Here is a 22,595-nt window from a genome sequence, read left to right as displayed (position 1 = left end):
TTCTACTACACCGCCCACAATTTCAAATCCTCCATCGAACCCAACTAACGAGCAATTGAGGACAACGAGCGTGGCGATTCTAGATTGCTTGAGGAACGCAGGCTTAGTGTCTAACACAATCTCAAGCCGCAATACAGCGCAGCTTGACCCGCTGACCTACACGCCGATCAATAACGGAAGCTACACCTATCACGGCACAGCCTACACAATGAGCGCTTTGCGTGATGGTAGTAACACCGTTGGAATGATGGTGACGAATGCTTCAACGGTATTCGTACAAGTGCAGTTTTCAACCGCTGTCTACCTTAATCAAGTGCAGCTTTGGTTAGGGCAGTTCAACGGAAATTTCAATCATCCTAGAGATTTGAGCATCTTTGCTGGAGCAGTTACCAGCACAGCTGGAACGCCGCTATACTCTGGCACTCTGGCAACTGTATCCACAGTCCAAACGATCAACCTCGCTAGTGATACAGATTTCAACACCGCTCACACGATTTACACGTTTGTCTTCTCTAACAGCACAGGCGGCGTAAACGTTTCGGTCGGCGAGATGCTGCTATGGGGACAAGCAACATGAACAATATTTCAGCGATGACCGCTCAATCACTCCAGCCCTCACCCCTCCCAACTGCTACCCCTCCTCTGATGGAAGGTGGGCTGATGGTGGCGATCGTCGTTTACTTGATTAAAGAAGGCGTAGGATTTTTCAAGCAGAAGGATGCCAGCGAGGAAAAGCTGACGGCAAGTTTGATTGAGGATATTCGCAACGATCGCAACATCCATTTCAAACAGCAAGCCGAAATGCTGATCCAGCTGAAAGGCAGTCACGATAAAATTGCGCTCGCGATCGAGCGAATGGGTGCAGCTACGACAGATATTAATCTCGCCCTGCAGATGAGCAAGCGGACGGAAACTGAGATTTTTCACGCGCTTCAGCAGATTCAGCAAGAGATGAGTTTATTCAACGAAAAACTTGATCGCCTCACCACACTTGAGACAACCAATGGAAAATATGGACCTGGAGAACGTGAGAGCCGTTAAGACTCACGTTGGATTTTTAGTGATTCACTTGCCAGAAATAGGTGGCATTTCACATTTAGAGCTTGCGTTGGGATTAGAGCAACTGGCTCAAGAGTATCGAGCGATCGCAGCTTCTAGAACTGCGATCGCGGAATATCCTGCATTCACATCTGAATGAAGGTTGCATTTTTGACCAAGCGAAATTATCCCGATTGCTATGTGCCAATCGAGACAAAGGTTTGAAAATTGGTGACTACGGTTTTCACTCGTTACCGATTCGAATTCCCTTGGGGGTATTAAAAAAGCGAGGCAAGAGTAGCACTCTTGCCTCGCTTTTTAGTTTTCTGCAGTCGGCAGCAGATGGGAGTTTTGCAGACTGCGATCGTAAACAATTCACACTTTCCGATCTTCGGGTTCAAATAACGATCCGATCACAGGAAAGAGAAATCCTTTACCGACGAATAAACGCGATCGGATCTTCTGCGACCCAGCCTAATTTGGAATTCGTTCGCACTTCAAAATGCAAATGTGGTTGTACTGTACTCGGTGATCCGGTTTGTCCAACCTTTCCAACGACTGTCCCTCGTTTGATTACTTGTCCGACTTTGACATTGATGGTTGCCAACTGAGCGTACCGGGTTTGATAGCCCTGTTGATGATTAATCACAACGAGATTTCCATAGTTTCCCTGGTTGCTTGCAAATGCGACGGTTCCATCCCCGATCGCTTTTACAGGTGTGCCCACATTTGCTAGCAGATCCGTTCCACTATGAAAGACTGGCTTTTCACGTCCTGCTGGCAAGTACCATCCAAAACCTAGCGCAATTGAAGCGGTTTCTCCCGTTAAAGGTGAACCAGATAAAACCGGAGTTTTGCCAACTGCTGCGGGTTGAGTACCGCTATTCGGTGACCAGTTTACACCTGGGACAAAGACAACTTTGGGCGATCGCTGACAGCCATTCACTTCGTATAGGACATCTGCCCGGACTCGATAACGTGCTGCTAAATCCTTGAAACTCGTTCCCGCCGGAACTTCCACCCGAATGCCGTTAAAGGGCGGAATTAGGAGCGTTTGTCCAGGCGAAACTTTTCCCGATCGCGTATCGGGATTCAACCCCATGATCGTTGTGGAAATGAGATTGTATTTCGTTGCGATCGAGTCGAGTGTTTCGCCTGCTGCAACTGTGTGACGAGATAACCGAGACAAGGCTGGAGCAGGGCAAGCCGATTCTTGTGCTTGCAGGGGGGGCATGATGCCAAACCCTAAAACTCCAGCTAGGAACAACCCACGATAATACATAGCTTGATTCAATGATGCCGCTATTTGTTCGGACGAGTTTATCATCCCGTTGTTTCAGGATTTCTGTTTCGGGATTTTCTAAACCACTTTCTGTCTTAAAAATGGCACGAGAATTTCATTCACCTTTTCGTGCCAGTCTTCTTGAGGATAATGTCCGACTTCATCGAGTTCAACCAAGGTTGGATACAAGGATTTTGCAGTCTCGATCGCGAGCCAAGGATCACGCGCTCCCCAACCGATTAATAATGGCTTTTTCCAGTCTTTTAATCCGGTTTCGATCTCAGCCGTAACTTGCTTGAGTTGGAGATTTTGCAGAATCGCGAATAATGCCCGCCCCACATCTGAAGTTTTTAACCACGGACGACGATAGACATCAAGGTCAGCATCTTCAATCCGATATCCGCCTCCCCCTTCCAGGGTGCGATCGACGAGCAGCGGGTCTTGCGTCATCATGTCTCCGACGAGAGGAATGCTCATCTGTTTTAGTTTCCAAGGCAATTTCGCAGCTTGGAAAATTGGGCAGTTAAAAATTGCCAGTCGTTCTACTTGGTCGGGATGTCTGAGCGCGTATTGGATTCCTACGGAACCCAGAAAGCCTTGAGCGACGATCGAGACTTGCTCAAATTCAAATGCTGCAATCAAATCTTCGAGGACAGAGAGATACGTCTCGGGTTGATAAGCGAAATCTCGGCGATCCGGCATACTCGAATATCCACAGCCGATCCAATCTGGCGCGATCGCTCTAAATCCTTCTGCACCCAACGCAGGCAAGACATTGCGCCAACTGTAGCCCTGAGAGACTAAACCGTGGAGCAAAATGACCGGAGTGCGATCAGAAGAACTCGTCGGTTCGGCATCTCGGTAAAACCAATTTAGCGCTCCAACTTCAATTCGCTTCCCCGTTTCAGACATAATCCCGCTCTCCACAGCTTTTTTGTGAGCTTACCGTGTTTCGGGATCAACAATCTATTGTCACAAATCTATGACAAGTTTAAGAAACGGTAGTTGTTGATACAGAAATTATCTGGTATATTAGTCTCATAGACAAGAAATGACCAGGAGAAATGAGTATGTCCATTCAAGATCAAGCTCGCGCATTAATGGTTCGTCACCGCCAAATGATTCGCAACCGTGAGCAATCCATGTTGACTCGTCAAGCAAACGAAGTTGGAATGCCTTCGGAATCTGCCCAGGTGATGCAAAGCAATCATCATGGAAATATTGAAAACTACGATCGTAGTAATGTCGGTTTGAGCTAGTTGCTAAATGATTGTTTCTCTCTAAGCGCTCTTCAGAGGAAGAGCGCTTTTTAATTGGTTAATTTGCAGAGGTGGGAAGAGCAGCACTTAAGATTTCTGAACCTTCTGGCGTTACCAAAATGTCATCTTCGATCCGAATCCCACGGACATCTGAAAACTTTTCGAGTTGCTGCCAATTCACTACATCGCGATATTTTTCTCTGCGCTCTGGATCATTCAAAATAGCCGGAACTTGATAAAATCCAGGCTCGATCGTCACGATCATTCCCGCTCTTAACAGTCGATCGAGTCGTAAATATCCCAATCCAAATCGAGCACTGCGCGATCGCCCGGCTGCATATCCTGCTAGATCGCCCAAGTCTTCCATATCATGGACATCTAAACCTAGCAAATGCCCGATCCCATGTGGAAAGAACAACGCATGAGCATCTTGATCCACTAAATCTGCAGGTTGACCCCGCAAAATTCCTAAATCGACTAAACCTTCTGCGAGCACTTCACAAGCGAGCAAATGAATATTGCGATATTCAATCTCAGGACGAATCTTTGCGATCGCTCGATCATGCGCTTCTAGTACCACATCATAAATCGCTTTTTGAGTCGGCGAAAACGTTCCACTAGCTGACCAGGTTCGCGTAATATCTGAAGCCCAACCGCTTTGGGTTTCTGCGCCTACATCTGCGAGCACTAAATCCCCAGGCTGTACAGGATGATGATACTGTTCATTGTGCAACACCTCACCGTGTACGGTCACAATACTGTTATAAGCACAGGTCATATTGTGCGAAAGAATCACACTTTCCATGGCTGCTCGAATCTGAGCTTCAGTTTTTGCGCTTAAGGTGGCTTGGATTCCGGCTTGATGAGCTTCAACGGTGACTGCGATCGCTTTGCGAATTTCGGCGATCGCACTTTCATCGTGAATGAGCCGCAATTCAACGATGGCTTTCTGCAATTCTAAATTGTCAATCTCAATGCCTGAAGTGACCTCTGAAAGTGGGTAAGCCGCATCCGCTCCGATCGCTTCTGCAATCTGATCGCGCGTCGGCGATTCTCCATGCCAAAGCGCACTGGCGGGTTTCGGATCATCGAGAAACAGTGTTAATCGCTCACCCTCAATTTTGACGATCGCATCTTCTAAAGACAATCCTGCAAAGTAGAGAAAATGACTACTCGCGCGAAATGGATAGGTATTTGCTGGAAAATTTCGAGATTTCCGGCTGCCCGATCGTAAAATCACCGGAAAATCCACCAACTTAGAAAGCTTTTGTCGTCGAGCTTTGAGCGTATCAGCCAACTGATTCATGTTGTGCCAGAACTCCATTCAGAAAGATATCTGCAATCCCTTCTGCCATCTCCTTCATTTCATGCGGAGAACTTCCAGGGGACATGATTGTATCTTGACTGAATCCCGCGATCGTAAACATTCCTAAAAATACCCGCGCTACCAATCTTGGACTCATCTGCCGATAAATGCCTTGATCCATCGCGGTTTGAAAGAATGCCTCTGCTACGTCGGTCATTTTTTCGACGACTTCGATTTGAATGCGATCGCGCAAATCGGGGTGAAACTGCGCTTCCATAAAACAGACCTTGAATAAGTCTGCGTTCTGATGCATGTTCAACATCCTTTTTCGCATCACTTGAGCGATCGCTTTATAGCTACCCATTTCGCTTAACTCGGTGAGCAAATCGGTCAAAATCTCGATCCAGCCTTGGGTTGCAACTTCGATCAAAATCGCCTTTTTATTGGTGAAATGGCGAAATAACGTTCCTTCTGCGACTCCAGCTTTTTCTGCCAAATCCCGTGTAGTCGTCCCATCATATCCTTGCTTCGCAAACAGCTTCAGCGCTGCTTTGAGAATACGAGTGCGCGTTTCAGCTTCAGCTTGTTGGGGCAGTCGGTTGGTTATTGCCATCGCTTCAAGGAACAGGGCGGGATCACAAGTGTCGCCTGTTATTTCAATTGTGCAAGCGATCTCAAATCTCTTGCTTAAGTGTTATAGAGTTTACAGATTTCAACGAAATAAATTGCCGTTACTCAACCGATCGTCAATTTTCGCAACGTTTCGCAAATTTACCGAGATCGCGCTGAGAACATCAAAATCTGTTTCTCAGGGGGAAATCTATCCTTAGTATGAATATTCGAGGATAGACGATGAAACTTAGTGTTCTGCAAAATACTATTTTTAAGCAATCGACGGCAAGTTCTGGAGAGTTAGCGGATGCGGATAAAGTCTCAGTTGCAGGGGGGCAAACGTTTGAATTGCATTCTTGGAAAGCAGTTGATCCTAAGCATCTCAAAGTTGCGATGTTAGGGCAATCGCTTGGCAATCCTACAAAAACTGAGTGGTATGTGTTTGTAGAACATGTTCAACTGATCGACAATCAAGGTGCGATCGTTCCGATTCAAGTTGAGCGTCCGAAACCTCAGGTAGAGAAAGTAGCGCTACCTGCTCAAAAGCAATTGGGTGTGCTCTACAAGAGCCAGCTTGACAATGAGTTGAACCCGACGGGTGCTTGCAATGTAACTTGCTATGCGATGGCAATGGTGTACTGGCAGCGTAAAGGTCAGAGTGATAGCTTTATCCAGCTTGAAGATGAACTCTACCAATATATGGAAGATCATCAACTCTCACGACATGAGCCATCGGATTTAGTCAAACTCGGAGAGGCTTACGGCTTAAAGGTTGACTACACCAATCGTGGAAGTTTATATGATATTCGTAAAGCGATCGCAGAAGGAAAGCCTTGCATTGTTCATGGCTATTTCACAGGATTCGGTCATATTATTCTGATTCGCGGCTATGACGAAACAGGATTTTGGGTGAATGATCCTTACGGAGAATGGACAGAATGGGGGTATCGTACTGATCTGAGTGGGGAAAATCTGCATTACTCGAATGAGCTAATTCAATCGAAGTGTTCTCCAGAAGGCGAGGATTTCATTTGGTTGCATCGGATTGCCAAGGCTTTATAACGATTGAAGTCGTCGTCAACCGCAGCAATGTTGCGGAGTGGGGAGTGGGGAGAACCTAACTCAGGTTGCTCCCTATTCTTCCATCAAATTTATTGCGGTGAACTAGTAGCGAAGCACAAATTCTCTAGGCTGAAGAACTCTGAGGGTGAACAAACCGAGGATTTCGTTGAAGTGATCCACAGAGAGGGTGACAGAAGAGGGATAGATGGGTTGGATCGATCCAACTCTCGACAATTTGACGATTTTCAGCACGATCACGCTCATCAGGAGGTAAGCCGAGAAGTTGATTGAGCCGAGTTGCTAAAAGAACCGTCGAGGTTGGAGTATAGCTGCTGCAAAAGTTTTTCAGATTGGGAACGACTGTGACCCATAGATCCTGAGTCAAAATTAGCGATCTACCTTGATTAGGTGCATAGCCGCCCCAAGTTGCCCAAGTTCAACTAAGACGCGATCGCGATTATCCCAAATTAACGCTTTGTTGTAGGGAGTAATTGCTGTGAGATTGCGAAACACTTCTTGGGATTCCGGAGTTCGAGCATCTTCAACTGCATCCCAGTATTCTGAAGGCAACGGATTTGACTTGACAGATGTGTTCTGCGTTTGACTTAAAATATCCTACTCTCTGCAATCAAGCTAATACTACTGACCAGAATAGCTACAACTAGCTTCATCTGAAGATTGATAGCTTTGCTCATTAGATCTGCATCCCATATTGTCAATGTGCGATCGCGCCCGTTTCAAAAGCTACCTCACACGTTCAAATTTATTGTCTGTTATCTTGCCAAGAAACTATAACCTTGGCTGCCCGAAGGCATACTTCACTGTGAATCTGACTTGAGTCAGTGCTCTAACATACTGTTTGAGATCATAGTTGCTCTCCAGAACCAACTTGAGATTTGAAAAGCAAGACGGTAAGTATTCTTTGAACGGAATCATCCCTGGATTGTTTTGAAGTTTTGCATAAAGTACTTCATCAGGAGAAGAACTATCAGCTTTCTGATCCTTCTCGATCGTTTGATCATGCTGTCGATAAACAAATCCCCAAGCGATCGGATCGTCTTCCTTATTTTGCTGAAAAAAGTAATACTTGCCTGACTTCGGTGATTTAATCACCGAGACTCCTGAGTGATATAACCGAACTCCAAAGCTAAAATCAGAATTACTTTGAGCTTCAATCTGAAACTCATTCATTTCTACATCTGTAATTCGAGCTTTGGCTAACTCAAAATTTAATGCAGTCGGGAAGTCTTGCACAAGATTCAGCGGTACTCTACCTGTATTCAGTAATTGATCTAATTGCTGGCGAGACAAAGTACAATTTACCTGATTCGTATTGTTACTAGTTGCAAATTGCTGCCTGTCTGTCACAATTTTTGCTGCTGTTGATAGATAATGCTCTTTCAACACAGTATTAGCTGTCTCTTGAAACTGCTGTTCAGTTGGCACTCTTGAGGATGAAGAAAGAGCAGCATCAGTGTCGAGGTTGTCTAGTTTGCATAGTTCTCCAACATATGCCCCGAAAAAGTTGTAAAAATCATCTCCAACATCTTCCAAGTACTCATACTGATAGGCTTTGACAAAATCGTATAGAGCGGACTGCAAACGTTCACGAATCTGTTGCTGCATCACATTAAGATGACTTTTCGTACCTACAGATAAAGATTGATCGAGAAACTGTCGCTGCTGACTGAGTGCGACTGATGCTATCAGGTTTTTTGAGATTGCTGCGGTGTAGTATGAGATTTGATTTTGAATGCTGATGACATCTCTCATCGCTTCTAGCTTCGTTTGATTACAGTCTTCTACTGACTTTTTGAGTGCATTAAACTTGTTTTTGAGTTCATCAGAAAAGATACTGCTTGCATTGATATCATCCAAGGTACTCATGAGTTTCTGTACCTGTGGATTGTCATCCTCTACAGTGACTTTTGCAAAGACAAGTCCACTAATGCCTTGAACAATGTTAGAAACACCACTTCCAATGCCTTGAAGTTTACCTAAAGTCTCTTTCGTCTTCTCTTCTAGCGTTTGTTTATTCGTTTCGAGCTTCTCTAACTGATCGACTAATATCTGCTTGCGGGTTTTCTCGTGAGTTTCAAGTTCTGATGTTGCGGTGTCAAGTTGAGTCTGTAAGCGTTTTTTGGCTGTCTCGAATCGGTCTTGAGCAACCAATCTTAATTCATCTTGCAGACTTGCAAATTTTTTCTGCCGCTTTTCTTTCTCTGCCTCATTAGATGGACTTATTTTCTCTAAGTCTTGGATCTGCTTCTTCAGAGCCTCGATCTCATTTTGACGTAATTGATGCCAAGGCGATTGGGTATTGGTGCTTTCAATCGACTTCTGGAGTTCCTCAATTGAGTGGGTTAGTCCACTGGTTGTATCTTTAACGAGTGTATCTGTATGTGCGCCAAGAAATGCATCAATGTTACTTTCGAGCGTGCTTCCGAATCCTGAGAAGCTTTCACTTACTTTGTCATAGCTAAAATTCCCTTGGTCATCTTGCCATTCAAAATCAGAGATCGAGACGACTGTATCACCTGCTAAACTTAAGTAGGGCTGTCCGACCGGAACAATTTTTGCAAGACCCCCAATGAGTTTGCAAAATCCCTTGAGTAGATTTTGGGCTTCTTGTTCTGCTTCTACTTGTGCCTTTGCTTCGCGTAAGGCTTGATCTTTAACGTCATTAAATGTTGCTTGCTCTTGTGCTAATTGATCCGCTGCCTGCCGCAATTTGTCTTTTGCATCTGCAAGCTGTGTGATTAGCCCGACTCGATTGCCCTCGTCTCGGAACATTTTTCGAGCAGACTCTAGTTCATCTCGTAGTGATCTTGCAGTAGCATTCTGAAAGTCTTGTTGGTCTTTTAATTGCTCCCATTTGTCCAACAGGCGTTGGGTAAAGTAAAGGAGTGGTGCTGAGTTTTGATACTCTTTGTCAAAAATATCAAAATTAGTCGTTACATTCAGCCTGGGAACCCAACCAATCGGATTCCCAAAATAATCTACTAATCTTTTTTGCTCAAGATGCGATCGCATTGTCCCGATCGCAATTTGTAATGCAGTCAATTCTGAGTCAGTCGTTGCTTGAAGTGCATTGTAATAGGGTGCTAAAATCGCCTTTGCATCATCTAGCCAACCATTTCTAAAGGCATCGGATGCATACGTGATCACTGCATTGAGTGCAGCAGGATGAATCCACATTGCAGTACTAGTCGGTGCTATCGGGATCGGTTGAATTGAGCCATTCTCACCTGGCTTACACTGGCTATAATCAAACGGAGCATCCGTTCCTTTTTTTGCACTGACATCTTGAAGTACGATCGAAGGACTTCGCGAGGACTCAATGACATCCGTTTTGACAATCTCAATTGTTGCCCAGTATGCCGGATAAGGTTTTCCAGGTTCACCCCCCGGTTGTACACCATTTTTCACCCCTTGAGGATCGGCTCCCCTTTGTCCAGGATTGAGAGAACTGCACTGCGTCAGACCCTCTAGATTCGCTAAAGCATAGACACTACCAGCGTTTCCTCCATTGCCAGGTATGCCTGGTGCATAGGCATCTTCACCATTGCCGGGTCTCTTTCGATTTGGATCATCATCAAAAAAATCGGGATGGAGAATCCACGCCAAATCAGAATCTGAAACCCAATCTATACTGTGATAAGAGAGACAGGCTTCACCAGGAAAGTAAAATCGGTATATGTTCTTTCTAACAACATTGTCATCATAGGCAAAGAGCGTAGCGTAAACGATATGCCCATTTTTTAATGCATAATTAGCATGAACAATATCGCTTGGGTTGCTCACTTCACCCGCACTATCACTCTTCTGCGTCAAGGCTGACTCTGATAAACTTTCTATACCTTTGGGCCAACGCCAACTTCCGACATGCGGAAAGCCAGAGTTCGCAATATGTCCCTCAAAGCCCTCGGGCTTCACTGCATCTAAATTTTTAGAAGGTGAATCTGCTCCTGCTACAAACGGTTTTAGCCCGCCTGCTTCTGGTTGTTGTCCAGGTGCTCCATTCCCTTGAAAGCGAATCTTATTGTCATTGGGAAAATTTATACTGTTAACATAAAGCCAGATGTCGCCTGCATGTTCACCATTTTGCCCATTTGCGCACTGATAATCTTTTGGATAAATGCCGTTTCGTTCCGCTTCGTAGGCAGGAGTTGACCATTCACAGGGACTAGTATCGATGCAGCCCTCCTGCTCAAACTTGAGTTCTCGTGAATAAATTGTCACTTTAGTTCCAGGAAATCTTAGAGGGGAAGCGATCGTGACTGTGTCCGCATACATTGTCAACTCTTTGATATCCAGCACCGATGCTCCCTGATAGGTCATGAGTCCATAATCGTTCTCCGTTTCGCTCCAGATCAGATGAACCCCAACAATCTCAACTCGGCGCGTTTCCTGCTCGATCGTATTAAATTGCTCTTTGACCGAACTAGGATGTTCTGAGATGTGAATATAATCTCGCGAACTGGGATCAGGCTTTTGTCTCAGAGAATTGAGAGCTTCCGATTGCTTGACAACCTCAAGAAGTGTCTTTGGTGGAACAGATGCAAATACTCGACTTTCGTTTGACATAAGCGATCTCTACCTCGTGCTGTCAGGTGTGGAGAATGTTCTATCTGTCTGTATCAGCTATTACTACTTCAAGGGACGATCGCGAGAACTAAATCGTCCCAGATTTAATTAGGACGCTGATGAGGCTTCGAGTCTCGTATGCAGATCAGCGATGGCGGCTGCTAGCGTTTCACTGTTGTGACGCGGAATCGTAAAGTCTTTGTCTAGCACTTGACAGGATGCGAGAACTACCTTTACGACAGCTTTCACATGACAACTGACTGTACTTTGATCGCAATGCCAATTTGAAACAGTAATATCAACATCAAAGCCAAAGATTTTTTTGTGAATTGTGCCATTTCCGCTGATGTCGATCGGAATTGACCCTGAGCCTAGATTGGTATGAGCAATCAGTAAAACAGGGAAAGTACAACCTGTCTGGGGATCAGAGACAATCACGTCTACTGTGCCGTTAATCATCCCAAAGCAGGAAAACGGCACATCCTCCTTATGAATTACGGGAATCGCATCACTCATAACCATGCTCCTAATAAAAATCTACATCTCTCAAACACAGAATGCTGAAACTGATCAAACTATGAAGATGTCTTGAAATTTATCAATGATGCGATATCTCTGTCTTTACAGGAAAGTATGGAGTTGAGTATGAAAAGTATGATTTAATTCTGATTATTCCTCCAAAGCTGTGAAATCTTATGGAATTCGAGCAGGCATTGGGGATCGTCACGGGTGCATTCAATCGCAAGTTATCCAGATCTTTGACAGAGGTCGAAGTTGCTCTATTGTCTGGAGCGTGGAACAACTGGACTTACGATCGCATCGCTGAACGATCAGGGTATACACTCAACTACTTACAACGCGACGCTGGACCTAAATTCTGGAAACTTTTGAGCAAAGTACTAGACCGTAAGGTCAGTAAAACAACATTACGTGCTCGTTTAATCTATCTGAGTGCTCCAGTTCTGTCTACTCAATCTGCAAAGGCAGACATTTATACCTCCTGGGGTGAAGCAACCGATGTATCGTTCTTTCAGGGTAGAGCCGAAGAAATCGAACAATTGAGCCAATGGATCATTCGCGATCGCTGTCACTTGATCAGCGTAGTCGGCATGGGTGGAATCGGTAAAAGTGCTTTAGCAGCTAAAGTCGCCCAACAAGTTCAAGAAGATTTTGAGTGCGTCATTTGGCGATCGCTGCGCAATGCTCCGTCGCTAGAAACACTTCTATCTGAGCTAGTTCCATTTCTGTCCAAGCAGCAAGATATCGTCGCCAAGCCAGAGCGATTGCTTCACTGGCTACAAACACATCGCTGTCTCTTGATTCTAGACAATCAAGAGACACTTCTCGAAGCTGGCAATCGTGCTGGATACTATCAATCTAATTTCAAAGCTTATAGCGACCTATTTCGCTTACTTGGAGAATCGCATCATCAGAGTTGTGTACTTCTAACGAGTCGAGAGAAATCTGCGGAAATTGCAGTTTTAGAAGACTGGGATGGAGTAGTACGTTCTCTATCTCTGAGAGGCTCTTGGCAAGCATCTCTCGCACTTCTAGAATCGAAGCGCCTAATGGGCACTCCAACCGAAAAACGCCAACTCTGCGAATTGTATCGGTGCAATCCACTGGCGATCAAAATGGTTGCAACTTCGATTCAGAGTTTGTTTGATGGAGAAATTGCTGCTTTTTTACAGTCAGAAACTCCAAAATTTCATGGCATTCGCCGCTTACTCGAACAGCAATTTGAACGATTATCATCCCTAGAGCAAACTATCATGTACTGGTTAGCAATTAATCGGGAATGGATCGCGATCTCACAATTGCACAATGACATTGTACCTACGGTCATGCGTGCTAGCCTGTTAGAAGCTCTAGAATCGTTGACTTGGCGGAACCTAATTGAAAAGCGCTCTGGTGAATATACTCAGCAACCTGTAGTCATGGAGTACGTCATCGATCGTTTCATTCAGCAGCTAACTTCTGAATTATTAGCTACTCAAATATCATGTCTAAACCATTATGCCTTGATTAAAACGACCGTTTTAGACTATATCCAAGAAAGCCAGATTCGATTGATCTTGCACCCGCTGATTGAACAGTTAAACGCTTCATTTCACGGTAGAGCTACCCTGCTAGAACGGCATTTACAGCCAGTACTTGCGAAATTGCGGACAGCTCCTGAGACAGCGTTTGGGTACGGAGTAGGTAACTTCCTCAATCTTTGCTTGCATCTCAAAATTAATCTAACAGGGTACGATTTCTCCCATTTAGCGATTCGTCATGCAGACCTTCAAGGCACGACCTTACAAAACGTCAATTTTCAATTTGCACATTTTGATCAATCAACTTTTACTCAGACCTTTGCCGGAGGAGTCTGGGTACGATTTAGTCCCGATGGGCAACACTTTGCGATCGGAGATACCAAAGGCGGACTACACATTTGGCAATTTCAAACCATGCAGCCCTTACTCACGATCCAAGCTCATCAAAGCTGGATTCTAGCGGCTGCTTGGCATCCTGATAGTACAAGACTTGCGAGCGGAGTAGGTCCAATCGTTCGCCTTTGGGACACTCGCACTGGTCGCTGGCTGCGAAACTTTGAAGGCTTTACAGATTGCGTGTTTACGCTAGCTTGGAGTCCCGATGGTCAACGACTCGCTTGTGGTGGGCAAGCAGCAGATATTCTAATTTGGGACGGAACGACTGGAACTTGTCTGACCCGGTTAGCAACAAGCAAGCAGCAGCAGCGCGCGCGCTGTTGGATTTGGTCGGTGATCTGGCTGAACCATGGGACAATGCTAGCAGCAGCTTACACAGATTGCACGATTAAAGTCTGGGATATCGCTTCAAGCAAATGTATCCGCGTTATTCAAGCGCATGAGCACTGGGTTTTGTCTCTGGCACTACATCCAAGTGGTAGAATGCTCGCGAGCAGCAGTATGGATCGAACTGTTAAACTTTGGGACTGGCAAACTGGGGAATGTTTACAAGCGATCGCAGTTCGAGATTCGGTCTGGCGGATGGAATGGAGTCCTGATGGGCAAAAGCTAGCTGGGGGCAGCGATGATCATACTGTAACGCTCTGGGATCGTACTCTAAGCTGTCTGCAAGTGTTTCAAGGACACCAAAGCTGGGTTTGGGCAGTCGCTTGGAGCCGCGATAGTAAGACGCTTGCCACGGTCTCTCATGATCATGTGATGAAGCTTTGGGATACTCAAACGAGATGCTGCGTCAAAACATTGCAGGGGCATAGTAACTCATCTTGGTGCGTGCAGTGGAGTAAGGACGGAGTTCATCTGCTCAGCAGTAACACGAATCATACCGTGCAATTATGGAATAGCCAAACGGGTGAATGTGTTCGAGTTTTTCAAGGGCATCGCAAAGAAGTTTTATGTGCAGCATGGAGTCCAAACGAACAATTGATTGCGAGTTGTGGAACAGATAACACAGTTCGCATTTGGGATGTGCAGGCAGGAAAATGTCTTCAGGTATTACTTGGACATCAGCGATGGGTAAAATCGGTTGCTTGGAGTCTAGATGGAAATTGTGTGATTAGTAGTAGCAATGATCAAACGGTGAAGCTCTGGGATATTCATTCTGGACAGTGCTTACTTACGCTTATAGACCATCAGCACCAGGTCAATTCTGTGGTTTGGTTTCCAGTTGGCAATCGTGTTGCGACTGCCAGTTTTGATCAAACGATTCGGTTCTGGAATCTAGATCAAGGTGTCTGCGATCGAATTTTACATGTCGGTCATTCTGTTCATTCTATTGCGTTTAGCCCAGACGGTCGATTGCTTGCGAGTGGAGATTATGAAAGTACCATCAAGCTCTGGGATGTGGAATCTGGAGAGTGTTTAAGAACTTTGCACGGACATGCACCTGGACATCTTTATGCAGTCACTTGGAGTGCGGATGGAACTCAGATTGCGAGTGCTTGTACTGACTCAACGATTAGAATTTGGGACGTGAGCACGGGTGAGTGTGAGCAGGTGATCGAAGGTAACAATTGGGGAACATCGGTCTCTTGGAATCCGATAAAACCGTTTCTGGCGATCGCTTACTTTGAGCAACCGATTCAAATCTGGCATATGCATCGTCGCGAAACCGTTAAGGCGCTAAGCACTGAACGCCCGTATGAAAAAATGAATATTACTGGCATCACCGGAATTTCTGAGGCACAAAAAGAAAATCTAAAAGCGTTAGGCGCGATCGAAGCAGACAGAAGTTCTTACTTGATGCATCGCTCTACTGCGGCGATCGAATAACTCCGCCTTCTACCGGAATGACACCACTGCCTGCGAAAGGCTCTCCACTGCCCTGATTCCAGTTGAAATCACTAATTTCAAAACCTACAGAGCCAATCTGCTGAACCGGATTATAGCGGAGTGTAATGCCATAAGTCCGACGCTTGTACTCTAAAAAGTAATCCGTACTAATCTCTCGACCTGTTTGAATGTTGTAAGCCGTTTGAAACCCGATGCGAATTGGTCCATAAAGCTGCTGCGTGATCCCTGCATAGAGGATTTTATCGTCTGCAATCCGATCGAATAAGAACGGCGACAAACCATTGCGAAAGGCTTGTGAGTAAGTGACGTTAAACGCAGTGTAATCAAAAAACGGGCGCGAGAAGTTCCCAAATTGTCCTTGTAAACTCACAGCACCACTAATGCTGTTTTGACTTTCCCCGTTACTATAAGCAGTCGCAACACCTGTTACTCCTACACCCACACCAATGTAAGGACGAATTGGAATCGGAGAGTACTTCAAGCCTTGATCTGGGGTTGCAGGTAAAGCATTTCCTTGCCATAGTGTAAAGCCTCGACTCAAAGCAGCACTTGCTTGGAATCGTCCCAGACTAATGCGATTGTTCGATCGAATTGGTTCTAGTAAATCAAGGCGATCGGTGTCTGCTGTGACGTATTGATATCCCACTTGATAGCTGAGATTAATCCCAGTTTTACCGATCGGAACAATCGGTGAAAAGAACAATGCCCCAATGCTACTTTGAACGTCTTGGAAGCCGAGGGAATTATTGAATAAGCGATCGCGGTAACTTGCTTCTAAGCTTAAGGTATGTGTACCAATCAATTGTTGTGCTCGCAAGCTGCCTCGTAATGCTTCTTCACTCCGATTGAAGTCTAAGCTAGTTAAGACACCTTCGCCTCGAATCACAGTTCGAGGACTCAAGGGAGCCGCAAGCCGCGCCCGTAGACCAAAGAGATTGGCAATATTACTGCGATCTTGAAACGCTCTTTGCACGAAAAACTGCGGAGTGAGTGTGAATTGAATCGGCGACTGTGGGAAAACATTAATATCGCGTTCGATAAACAGTCCACCTCGATCTTCACCGTCATATCCGAAGTTGAACAAAGCAGGCGATCGCTGATTGCGATCGAGGACTAGCGTTCGACTCGGCAATGGCAGCGTAAACCCTTGATCAAAGACCAATCGGTTACGGCTGACCCGAAGTTCATCTCTGAGCGGTGAAATGCGTCTGAGTTCGGCCCGATCTGAGCGCAGTTCCAGTTCAGGCGGCGAGAATGGATCATTCGTGACTCGGATATTTCGAGCTTGAAAGCCTTCTGGATAAAACTCAATTTGAGCCGCCTCAAATCGTAAGCGTCGAACAGTTCCCCCGGCAGGTCGAACAATCGTTGATCCACTCGAATTTTGCTCAGAGCCAACATTAATCCGCGCACTGCCTGCTAGAGAAATGTTATTCTGCGCCGCAGTCACTCGATCGCCGACTGAACCCACGGGGACAACTCCCGCTGTAATGTTAGTGGGTAAGTTGGGATTGAGATCAGTTCCAGCCGTTGGAATAAAAATTTCTCCACTGGCTTGTTCAACGGTTCCTTCTTCTTGGATCAAGTTATAGCGGAATCGTTGCCCTCGTAGGACTTGATCGCCCCTAGTCAGCGTCACGTTGCCTTCTGCAACTGTGAGGCGATTCACGAGATTCACCTGTAAGCGATCGCCCGTCAGCAATGCGCCTCGAAATCGAAGTGAGACGTTTCCTTCGGCGGTGAAGATCTGGCGATTTGTGTCGTAGTCTTGGCGATCGGCTTTGAGTTCGAGGATTCCTTGGTTGGTGAGGCGTTCGGTGGGGATGTTGCCGGGAGTGGGGGAAGTGGGGGGTGGGGAGATGGGGAGTGGGGAAGAAGTAGGGGGTGGGGAGATGGGGAGTGGGGAGGAAGTGGGGGGTGGGGGGGTTTGGGAGAGGGGAGTTGAGGTTGCAAATTGCCAATCGGGTTCGATCGCTGAAATGGATTGAGTTCCAGTTAGGTCTTCTGCTTTTTTTGACTCAACGGGAAGCTTCTCTGGCGGAGCGGTTTGAGCAAGCTCGATCGCTAGGTTGGGCTTCTGCGTAGGGGCAGGGGCAGGTTGAACAATCGCAGGAGGTTGAACCAGATAAGGCATAGTCTTAGAAATACGACTCGGAACAGAAGGCAGACGGCAGCATTGGCACTTTAACGGATTGACGGGAATTTCGGCAAATTGATTCCACGAGTTCGGTTAGAGCCTTGTAGGTTTTAGAGATTGATCGATAGTAATGTCGATCGCGCATCGCTCTTGCGGCATTGACTGAAAAAAAAAGGGCAGATGTCTGCCCTCTTCATTCTCAAAATCGAGAATGGATTATTCTAAATCACGGCGGTTGGGGTTGCGCGAGGGGTCGTTCGAGAGAAATCCAAAGACGAACAGACCGATAAAGAAGAAGACCGTGATATAGACAACGATTTTGAGTGTGATCATATGAATGACTCCAAACTGGTTGGGCGGGGTTTGAAATTAGTCCCTTTATCTTACAGGAGGACGGGATCGTTGTTAATTGCGCTCGCGGAGCCAATGCCAGAAGGCAATGATTCTTTCCTCGATCCAAAGCACCAAATTGTCCAGCCATTTGAGAATTTTTTGCCAACGGCTCAGGATGTATTCGACCTCAGTCGCCGGGGTTTCAATCCAATCAAATGCTGTCTCTACTTGAGTCCGTTCGACCCGTCTTACCGCAGGTACAGATGCTTTTTGAGTCGTTGCCAGTTCGGTGGGTGTGCCAAAATCGAGCGGCTGTGCGGACTCGATCGACACTTGGGTGATTCGGGTTTCGATGCGGCTTAAGCTTGCAGCGCGCTGTTTGGGTTTCGATCGCAGAATGATTTTTCCAGAAAATCTTCTCAGATGGCGCTGAACATGCTCGAAGAGCGATTCTGTAAACGATGGAGCTTGATTCGGCATCAACACTCCATTAAATGCAGCCGAGCCTTCTAAGATCTGAATTTCGCTGACAGCTTGATTCGGCAACGCCCCACCAAAGACATCGGTAAAGCTTAACCAAGGCGAGGAGTCCACCGTGTCTGACAAAGCACCATTTGCTGTCGCCAAGCGAGGCTTGTTGCCAAAGAAATAGTGAATGGCTGCCCAGATTAACGCTTCTAAATCAGCTAAGTTCGGAGCTTGAGCAAACCAAGTGGTGACTGCTTTGCGGCTCGGAGGCGTGGGAATCAGTCCGGTGGGATTCCAAGCCGACAGTGGAACATTCGGAACAAACCAGGTGAGTTCTGCCACTTCGACGAGTTCTGATTCGTTGAACAGGTTGGCAGCGATCGCAACTGGGCTAGTCTGCACCCAAGCCATTAATTGCCGGAAGACTCGAATCGGAGCTAGTAAAGTTTCTCGATCTTCGGGCAGGGATAAGGGAGCGGATTTGAGATACAGCTTCCGCCGCCATTGCCAGTAGCGGGCGAGTTCGAGTCGGATGCGCTGTCCGATCTGACGCTGTTGTTCTGGAGTGAGAATGTCGAAGATGACATTATCTTCGAGAATCAAAACGATTTTTTGGGTATCAACGGTACAAGCGATCGCGGTAATTTGATACGGATTCGAGACAATTAGGGCTTCTTCGTCGCGACGGAACAAGAATCGTCCAATTACGACGAGTGGATGCCGTTCTTTGAGAACGGGAAGATTGCCGCCGCTGACTAAGGCGCGTTTGACAGCGACCAGAACATTTTGAATCGGCGCATCGCTGAGGTTGTTGTCGGGGTCGATCGCGATTTCCTCTCGACTCATCTTCAAGCGTAATACTGTTTTTTCCACTCGTTGCCCGATTTGCTGCCCAACGTAGCGTGTGCCCTGGAAGAGGGCGTAGACCGGATACAGCAAAATTTGAGTGCCCCAAATTGCAGCAAGTTTGGCGTGCCGCAATAAGGTACTCGTCTTGTCCGCAAATTTCTGAGTCTTTTGCGTGACAAAGTTAAACAATTGGCTTTGATAGCGTTGAGAGGTCATAAACTGAGGACGATCGTAACAATCGCGATTTTCCACCCCAATATCATATCGGTATGGTTGAATTTGTCACTTCTTTTATTGAGCGTTTGAGAAATTTAGTTCAAGCAGATGCGATCGAGCATTGGCTCGTCTGCGAAACGGATTGTACGATCGCAGATTTATCGACACAATCTTTTACAAAACTTGAGCTGAATGAGAAACGCTATTTAGTGTGGGAGAAGGGGCGAAAGGTTCGCTGGTTCTATCAAGAGTTTAGCGTGCCGGAAGACTTAGCAGGCTATCCCTTAGAAGGGTTAACGCTGCGGTTGGCATTAACCTGGTGGGCGGAACTGGCTGAAGTCTTTGTGAATGGGCAGAAGGTTCAGGAAGGGGATTTATTTGATCATTCTTGTCGGATTGTGTTGAGTTCTGCCACAGTTCCAGGCGAGAAGATTGCAGTTGCGATTCGATTGGTCAGTCCGGGACATGACATTGGCGGATTGATGCGATCGCGTCTAATTTACGAGTCGAATTACGACGAGATCGATCCGGGCTTTGTCGCGGATGAATTGGAAGTAATTCAGAGCTATGTTGAAGCGTTTGAGTTAGACAAGCTTGAATTTGAATTGGATTGGCAGGTTAGTAACCGATCGCAGTTTCATCAATCTCTAGAAGTACTAAGAAATTCACTTTTACCATTTAGTACCCAAATCAAACAACATACGATTTACCTTCTCGGTCATGCTCATTTAGATATGGCTTGGCTTTGGGATGTGGAAGAAACATGGAGAGCCGCAGAACGTACCTTTGTTTCGGTACTCAATTTGCAGAAAGACTTTCCTGAGCTGACGTTTTGCCATACGACTCCTGCTTTATTTGAATGGGTTGAACAGAATCGACCGGAGCTATTTGCTCAGATTCAAGCACAAGTGAAAGCTGGAACTTGGGAAATCGTTGGCGGCATGTGGGTTGAGCCAGAGATGAATCTGATCAATGCAGAATCGATCGCGCGTCATCTCTTGTATGGTCAACGGTACTGTCAAGAAAAGTTTGGTGAAATCTGCCGAGTCGCATGGCTGCCGGATACCTTTGGCTTCAATTGGCAAACGCCACAGTTTTTGAAGCTAGCAGGCATTGATTACTTTGTGACACAAAAGCTGCGCTGGAATGATACAACGCGATTTCCTTACGAATGGTTTAACTGGCAAGCACCGGATGGTAGCCAAGTAAAGAGTTTGATGTCTTCGCCGATCGGGGAAGGAATTGATCCGATCAAAATGGCACAGTTTGCTTGGGATTGGGTGAAGAAAACGGGTCAACCTCATGCACTGTGGTTGTTCGGTGTAGGCGATCATGGCGGAGGTCCCACACGCGACATGTTGGAAATTGCAGAGCGGTGGAAGCGATCGCCGTTCTTTCCAAAGCTAGAATTTACCACCGCATTGAAGTACTTAGAAAGCCTAGAAGCTCCAAAAGACGCTTGGAATGATGAGCTTTATTTAGAATTCCATCGGGGCTGCTATACAACACATGGCGATCAGAAAAGTTTTAATCGCTGGCTTGAATCGCTTCTAAAAGAGACTGAGCTTTGGTCTGCATTTGCAGCAATTACAAAAGATGAATCTTATCCAAAGCTAGACATGGAAGATATTTGGAAAGCAGTTTTATTTAATCAATTTCATGACATTTTACCAGGAACATCAATTCGTGAGGTTTTTGAAACAGCGGTAGAAACCTGGGAGTATGAATCTTACAACTGTATGGAGCTTGATGTGGTAGCACGGAGACTACTCTCAGGTTGTGTTCGGGTTTCAAATCTACCTCATCTAGAAGCAAAATTGATTATTGTTTTCAACCCATCAAATTGGAGGCGAGATCAATTTATTAGTGTCAAACCACTTCATGAAAACATAGCCTTTACTGACACAGATAAAAATCGATTGCACTGGCAGGTTGCTGATTTGGAAGGGAATTGGCTCGAAGAACAAAATCATTTCTATTCAAGTTCAGACATACAATCGTATGAAATTACTTTCTTAGCTAAGGATATCCCAGGAATAGGATATCGATGCTTCTGGCTTTGTCCACTTGAAACTGAAGCTGAAATCCTTCCAGAATTACCTAAATCATCAATTCTTGAAAATCAATTTCTACGAGTTACCGTCAATTTAGAGACTGGTAATCTAGATAGTATTTTTGATAAACAAAACCAACGAGAAATTCTTAGTGAGCCTGGAAACCAACTTCAAGCATTTCAAGATGAAGGACAATATTGGGATGCTTGGAATATTGATCCGAAATATTCAGATTATGCTTTGTCGTCTCCCAAACTTATAGAAGTTAAATTGGGCGAAACACATCTCTCAAATGGCTGTTATCGACCTTTACGAGCTTTTCGATCGCAGATCTCCGTCACCCGGCAAATCGGAGAATCTACTTTTGAACAAATTTACATTCTTGGGCAAGATTCACCCTTTCTCGAAATTCATAATTTTGTTGATTGGCGAGAACGTCATGTTCTAGTCAAAGCTGCGTTTCCACTCAATATTGAATCGAGCAGTGCAACTTATGAAATTGCAGCAGGCGCGATCGACAGAACCACAATTCCCCAAACCAAAGCCGAAAAAGCAAAATGGGAAGTCTCCGCACTCAGCTGGGCAGATTTGAGCGATGAAAATTATGGAGTTAGCATTCTCAGCGAATCAAAGCACGGCTATGATTGCACGTCTAATCAAATTCGACTTACATTGCTACGCGGCTCAGAATTCCCCGATCCAGAAGCCGATTTAGGATACTGCGAATTTAGCTATGCAATCTATCCGCACGCTGGAAACTGGAAAGAAGCCCAAACGGTTCGCAAAGCAGCAGAATTCTGCAACCCAATGCAAGCGATCGTGCTCGACAAAATCCCCGAAAACGGCACACTTCCCCCCGTTCATTCATTCCTCGATCTAGGAGCAGACAATCTCATTCTCTCCAGCCTGAAGCAATCCGAAGACAATCGGGGCGAGTATATTTTGCGCTGCTACGAATGCCACGGCGAACCCGCAGAACTCAACTTAAAAGGCGACTTCGAGATCGTTGAATCCGTTGATTTACTCGAAAGACCGATCAACACACCCAACAAAATCGAACCCTGGCAAATTCGGTCTTATCGAATCAGAAGGAAAGCATAACAATG

At 45.8% G+C, this 22,595-nt stretch carries 18 protein-coding genes; 7 read left to right on the top strand and 11 right to left on the bottom strand.

What is annotated here, in order from left to right; all coding sequences use genetic code 11:
* Positions 1–70: 70 nt before the first annotated feature.
* The 3 genes from OU814_RS18740 to OU814_RS18730 are packed head-to-tail and all read left to right on the top strand — an operon-like array spanning position 71 to position 1,198.
* Positions 71–577 (top strand): hypothetical protein, encoded by a 507-nt coding sequence (locus OU814_RS18740; protein WP_268184682.1) that lies wholly within the window; start codon positions 71–73, stop codon positions 575–577.
* Positions 574–1,041, top strand: a complete 468-nt coding sequence (locus OU814_RS18735; protein ID WP_268184681.1) for a hypothetical protein — start codon at positions 574–576, stop codon at positions 1,039–1,041. The genes OU814_RS18740 and OU814_RS18735 overlap by 4 nt, the downstream gene beginning before the upstream one ends.
* Complete coding sequence (locus tag OU814_RS18730; protein ID WP_144056278.1) at positions 1,004–1,198, top strand: hypothetical protein; 195 nt, start codon at positions 1,004–1,006, stop codon at positions 1,196–1,198. Before OU814_RS18735 ends, OU814_RS18730 begins: the two co-directional genes overlap by 38 nt.
* Before the next feature lie 273 nt (positions 1,199–1,471).
* On the opposite strand, the gene OU814_RS18725 is transcribed toward OU814_RS18730, so the two are convergent.
* Entirely contained in the window at positions 1,472–2,320 is an 849-nt protein-coding gene (locus tag OU814_RS18725; protein ID WP_017288263.1) for a LysM peptidoglycan-binding domain-containing M23 family metallopeptidase, read from the bottom strand.
* A 78-nt stretch (positions 2,321–2,398) separates the two neighbouring features.
* Positions 2,399–3,232 (bottom strand): alpha/beta fold hydrolase, encoded by an 834-nt coding sequence (locus tag OU814_RS18720; protein ID WP_268184680.1) that lies wholly within the window; start codon positions 3,230–3,232, stop codon positions 2,399–2,401.
* A 158-nt stretch (positions 3,233–3,390) separates the two neighbouring features.
* Between OU814_RS18720 and OU814_RS18715 the strand changes: the two genes are divergently transcribed.
* Positions 3,391–3,579, top strand: a complete 189-nt coding sequence (locus OU814_RS18715) for a hypothetical protein (protein ID WP_017288261.1) — start codon at positions 3,391–3,393, stop codon at positions 3,577–3,579.
* A gap of 58 nt (positions 3,580–3,637) precedes the next feature.
* Here the strand turns inward: OU814_RS18715 and OU814_RS18710 are convergent, their stop codons facing one another.
* Positions 3,638–4,885, bottom strand: a complete 1,248-nt coding sequence (locus OU814_RS18710) for an aminopeptidase P family protein (protein WP_268184679.1) — start codon at positions 4,883–4,885, stop codon at positions 3,638–3,640.
* On the bottom strand, positions 4,869–5,498 hold the full coding sequence (locus tag OU814_RS18705) for a TetR/AcrR family transcriptional regulator (RefSeq protein ID WP_017288259.1): 630 nt from the start codon (positions 5,496–5,498) through the stop codon (positions 4,869–4,871). Before OU814_RS18705 ends, OU814_RS18710 begins: the two co-directional genes overlap by 17 nt.
* 239 nt (positions 5,499–5,737) lie before the next feature.
* On the opposite strand from OU814_RS18705, the gene OU814_RS18700 reads away from it, so the two are divergent.
* Positions 5,738–6,559 (top strand): C39 family peptidase, encoded by an 822-nt coding sequence (locus OU814_RS18700; RefSeq protein ID WP_190652890.1) that lies wholly within the window; start codon positions 5,738–5,740, stop codon positions 6,557–6,559.
* A 124-nt stretch (positions 6,560–6,683) separates the two neighbouring features.
* On the opposite strand, the gene OU814_RS18695 is transcribed toward OU814_RS18700, so the two are convergent.
* The 4 genes from OU814_RS18695 to OU814_RS18680 all read right to left on the bottom strand — a co-directional run bounded on the left by OU814_RS18695 (position 6,684) and on the right by OU814_RS18680 (position 11,662).
* On the bottom strand, positions 6,684–6,944 hold the full coding sequence (locus OU814_RS18695) for a hypothetical protein (RefSeq protein ID WP_268184678.1): 261 nt from the start codon (positions 6,942–6,944) through the stop codon (positions 6,684–6,686).
* A 2-nt stretch (positions 6,945–6,946) separates the two neighbouring features.
* Positions 6,947–7,129 carry a hypothetical protein gene (locus OU814_RS18690; RefSeq protein WP_268184677.1) on the bottom strand — a complete coding sequence of 61 codons (183 nt, stop codon included), beginning with the start codon at positions 7,127–7,129 and terminating at the stop codon, positions 6,947–6,949.
* A 219-nt stretch (positions 7,130–7,348) separates the two neighbouring features.
* A complete protein-coding gene (locus OU814_RS18685; protein ID WP_268184676.1) occupies positions 7,349–11,146 on the bottom strand; it encodes a hypothetical protein in 3,798 nt (1,265 codons plus the stop codon).
* Between the two features lie 108 nt (positions 11,147–11,254).
* Complete coding sequence (locus OU814_RS18680; protein ID WP_268184675.1) at positions 11,255–11,662, bottom strand: hypothetical protein; 408 nt, start codon at positions 11,660–11,662, stop codon at positions 11,255–11,257.
* Positions 11,663–11,841: 179 nt separating this feature from the next.
* Between OU814_RS18680 and OU814_RS18675 the strand changes: the two genes are divergently transcribed.
* Positions 11,842–15,411: an eIF2A-related protein gene (locus OU814_RS18675; RefSeq protein ID WP_268184674.1), complete on the top strand. Its 3,570-nt coding sequence runs from the start codon at positions 11,842–11,844 to the stop codon at positions 15,409–15,411.
* On the opposite strand, the gene OU814_RS18670 is transcribed toward OU814_RS18675, so the two are convergent.
* The 3 genes from OU814_RS18670 to OU814_RS18660 all read right to left on the bottom strand — a co-directional run bounded on the left by OU814_RS18670 (position 15,392) and on the right by OU814_RS18660 (position 19,471).
* A complete protein-coding gene (locus OU814_RS18670; RefSeq protein WP_268184673.1) occupies positions 15,392–17,566 on the bottom strand; it encodes a DUF3769 domain-containing protein in 2,175 nt (724 codons plus the stop codon). The genes OU814_RS18675 and OU814_RS18670 overlap by 20 nt on opposite strands.
* 219 nt (positions 17,567–17,785) lie before the next feature.
* A complete protein-coding gene (locus OU814_RS18665; protein WP_071596159.1) occupies positions 17,786–17,902 on the bottom strand; it encodes a photosystem II reaction center protein I in 117 nt (38 codons plus the stop codon).
* A gap of 72 nt (positions 17,903–17,974) precedes the next feature.
* A complete protein-coding gene (locus OU814_RS18660; protein WP_017288254.1) occupies positions 17,975–19,471 on the bottom strand; it encodes a hypothetical protein in 1,497 nt (498 codons plus the stop codon).
* Positions 19,472–19,488: 17 nt separating this feature from the next.
* Between OU814_RS18660 and OU814_RS18655 the strand changes: the two genes are divergently transcribed.
* On the top strand, positions 19,489–22,590 hold the full coding sequence (locus OU814_RS18655) for an alpha-mannosidase (RefSeq protein ID WP_268184672.1): 3,102 nt from the start codon (positions 19,489–19,491) through the stop codon (positions 22,588–22,590).
* Positions 22,591–22,595: the final 5 nt, after the last annotated feature.

Source organism: Leptolyngbya sp. GGD, assembly GCF_026735145.1.
GTDB lineage: Bacteria > Cyanobacteriota > Cyanobacteriia > Leptolyngbyales > Leptolyngbyaceae > Leptolyngbya > Leptolyngbya boryana.
This window is presented reverse-complemented; position numbering and strand designations above follow the sequence as displayed.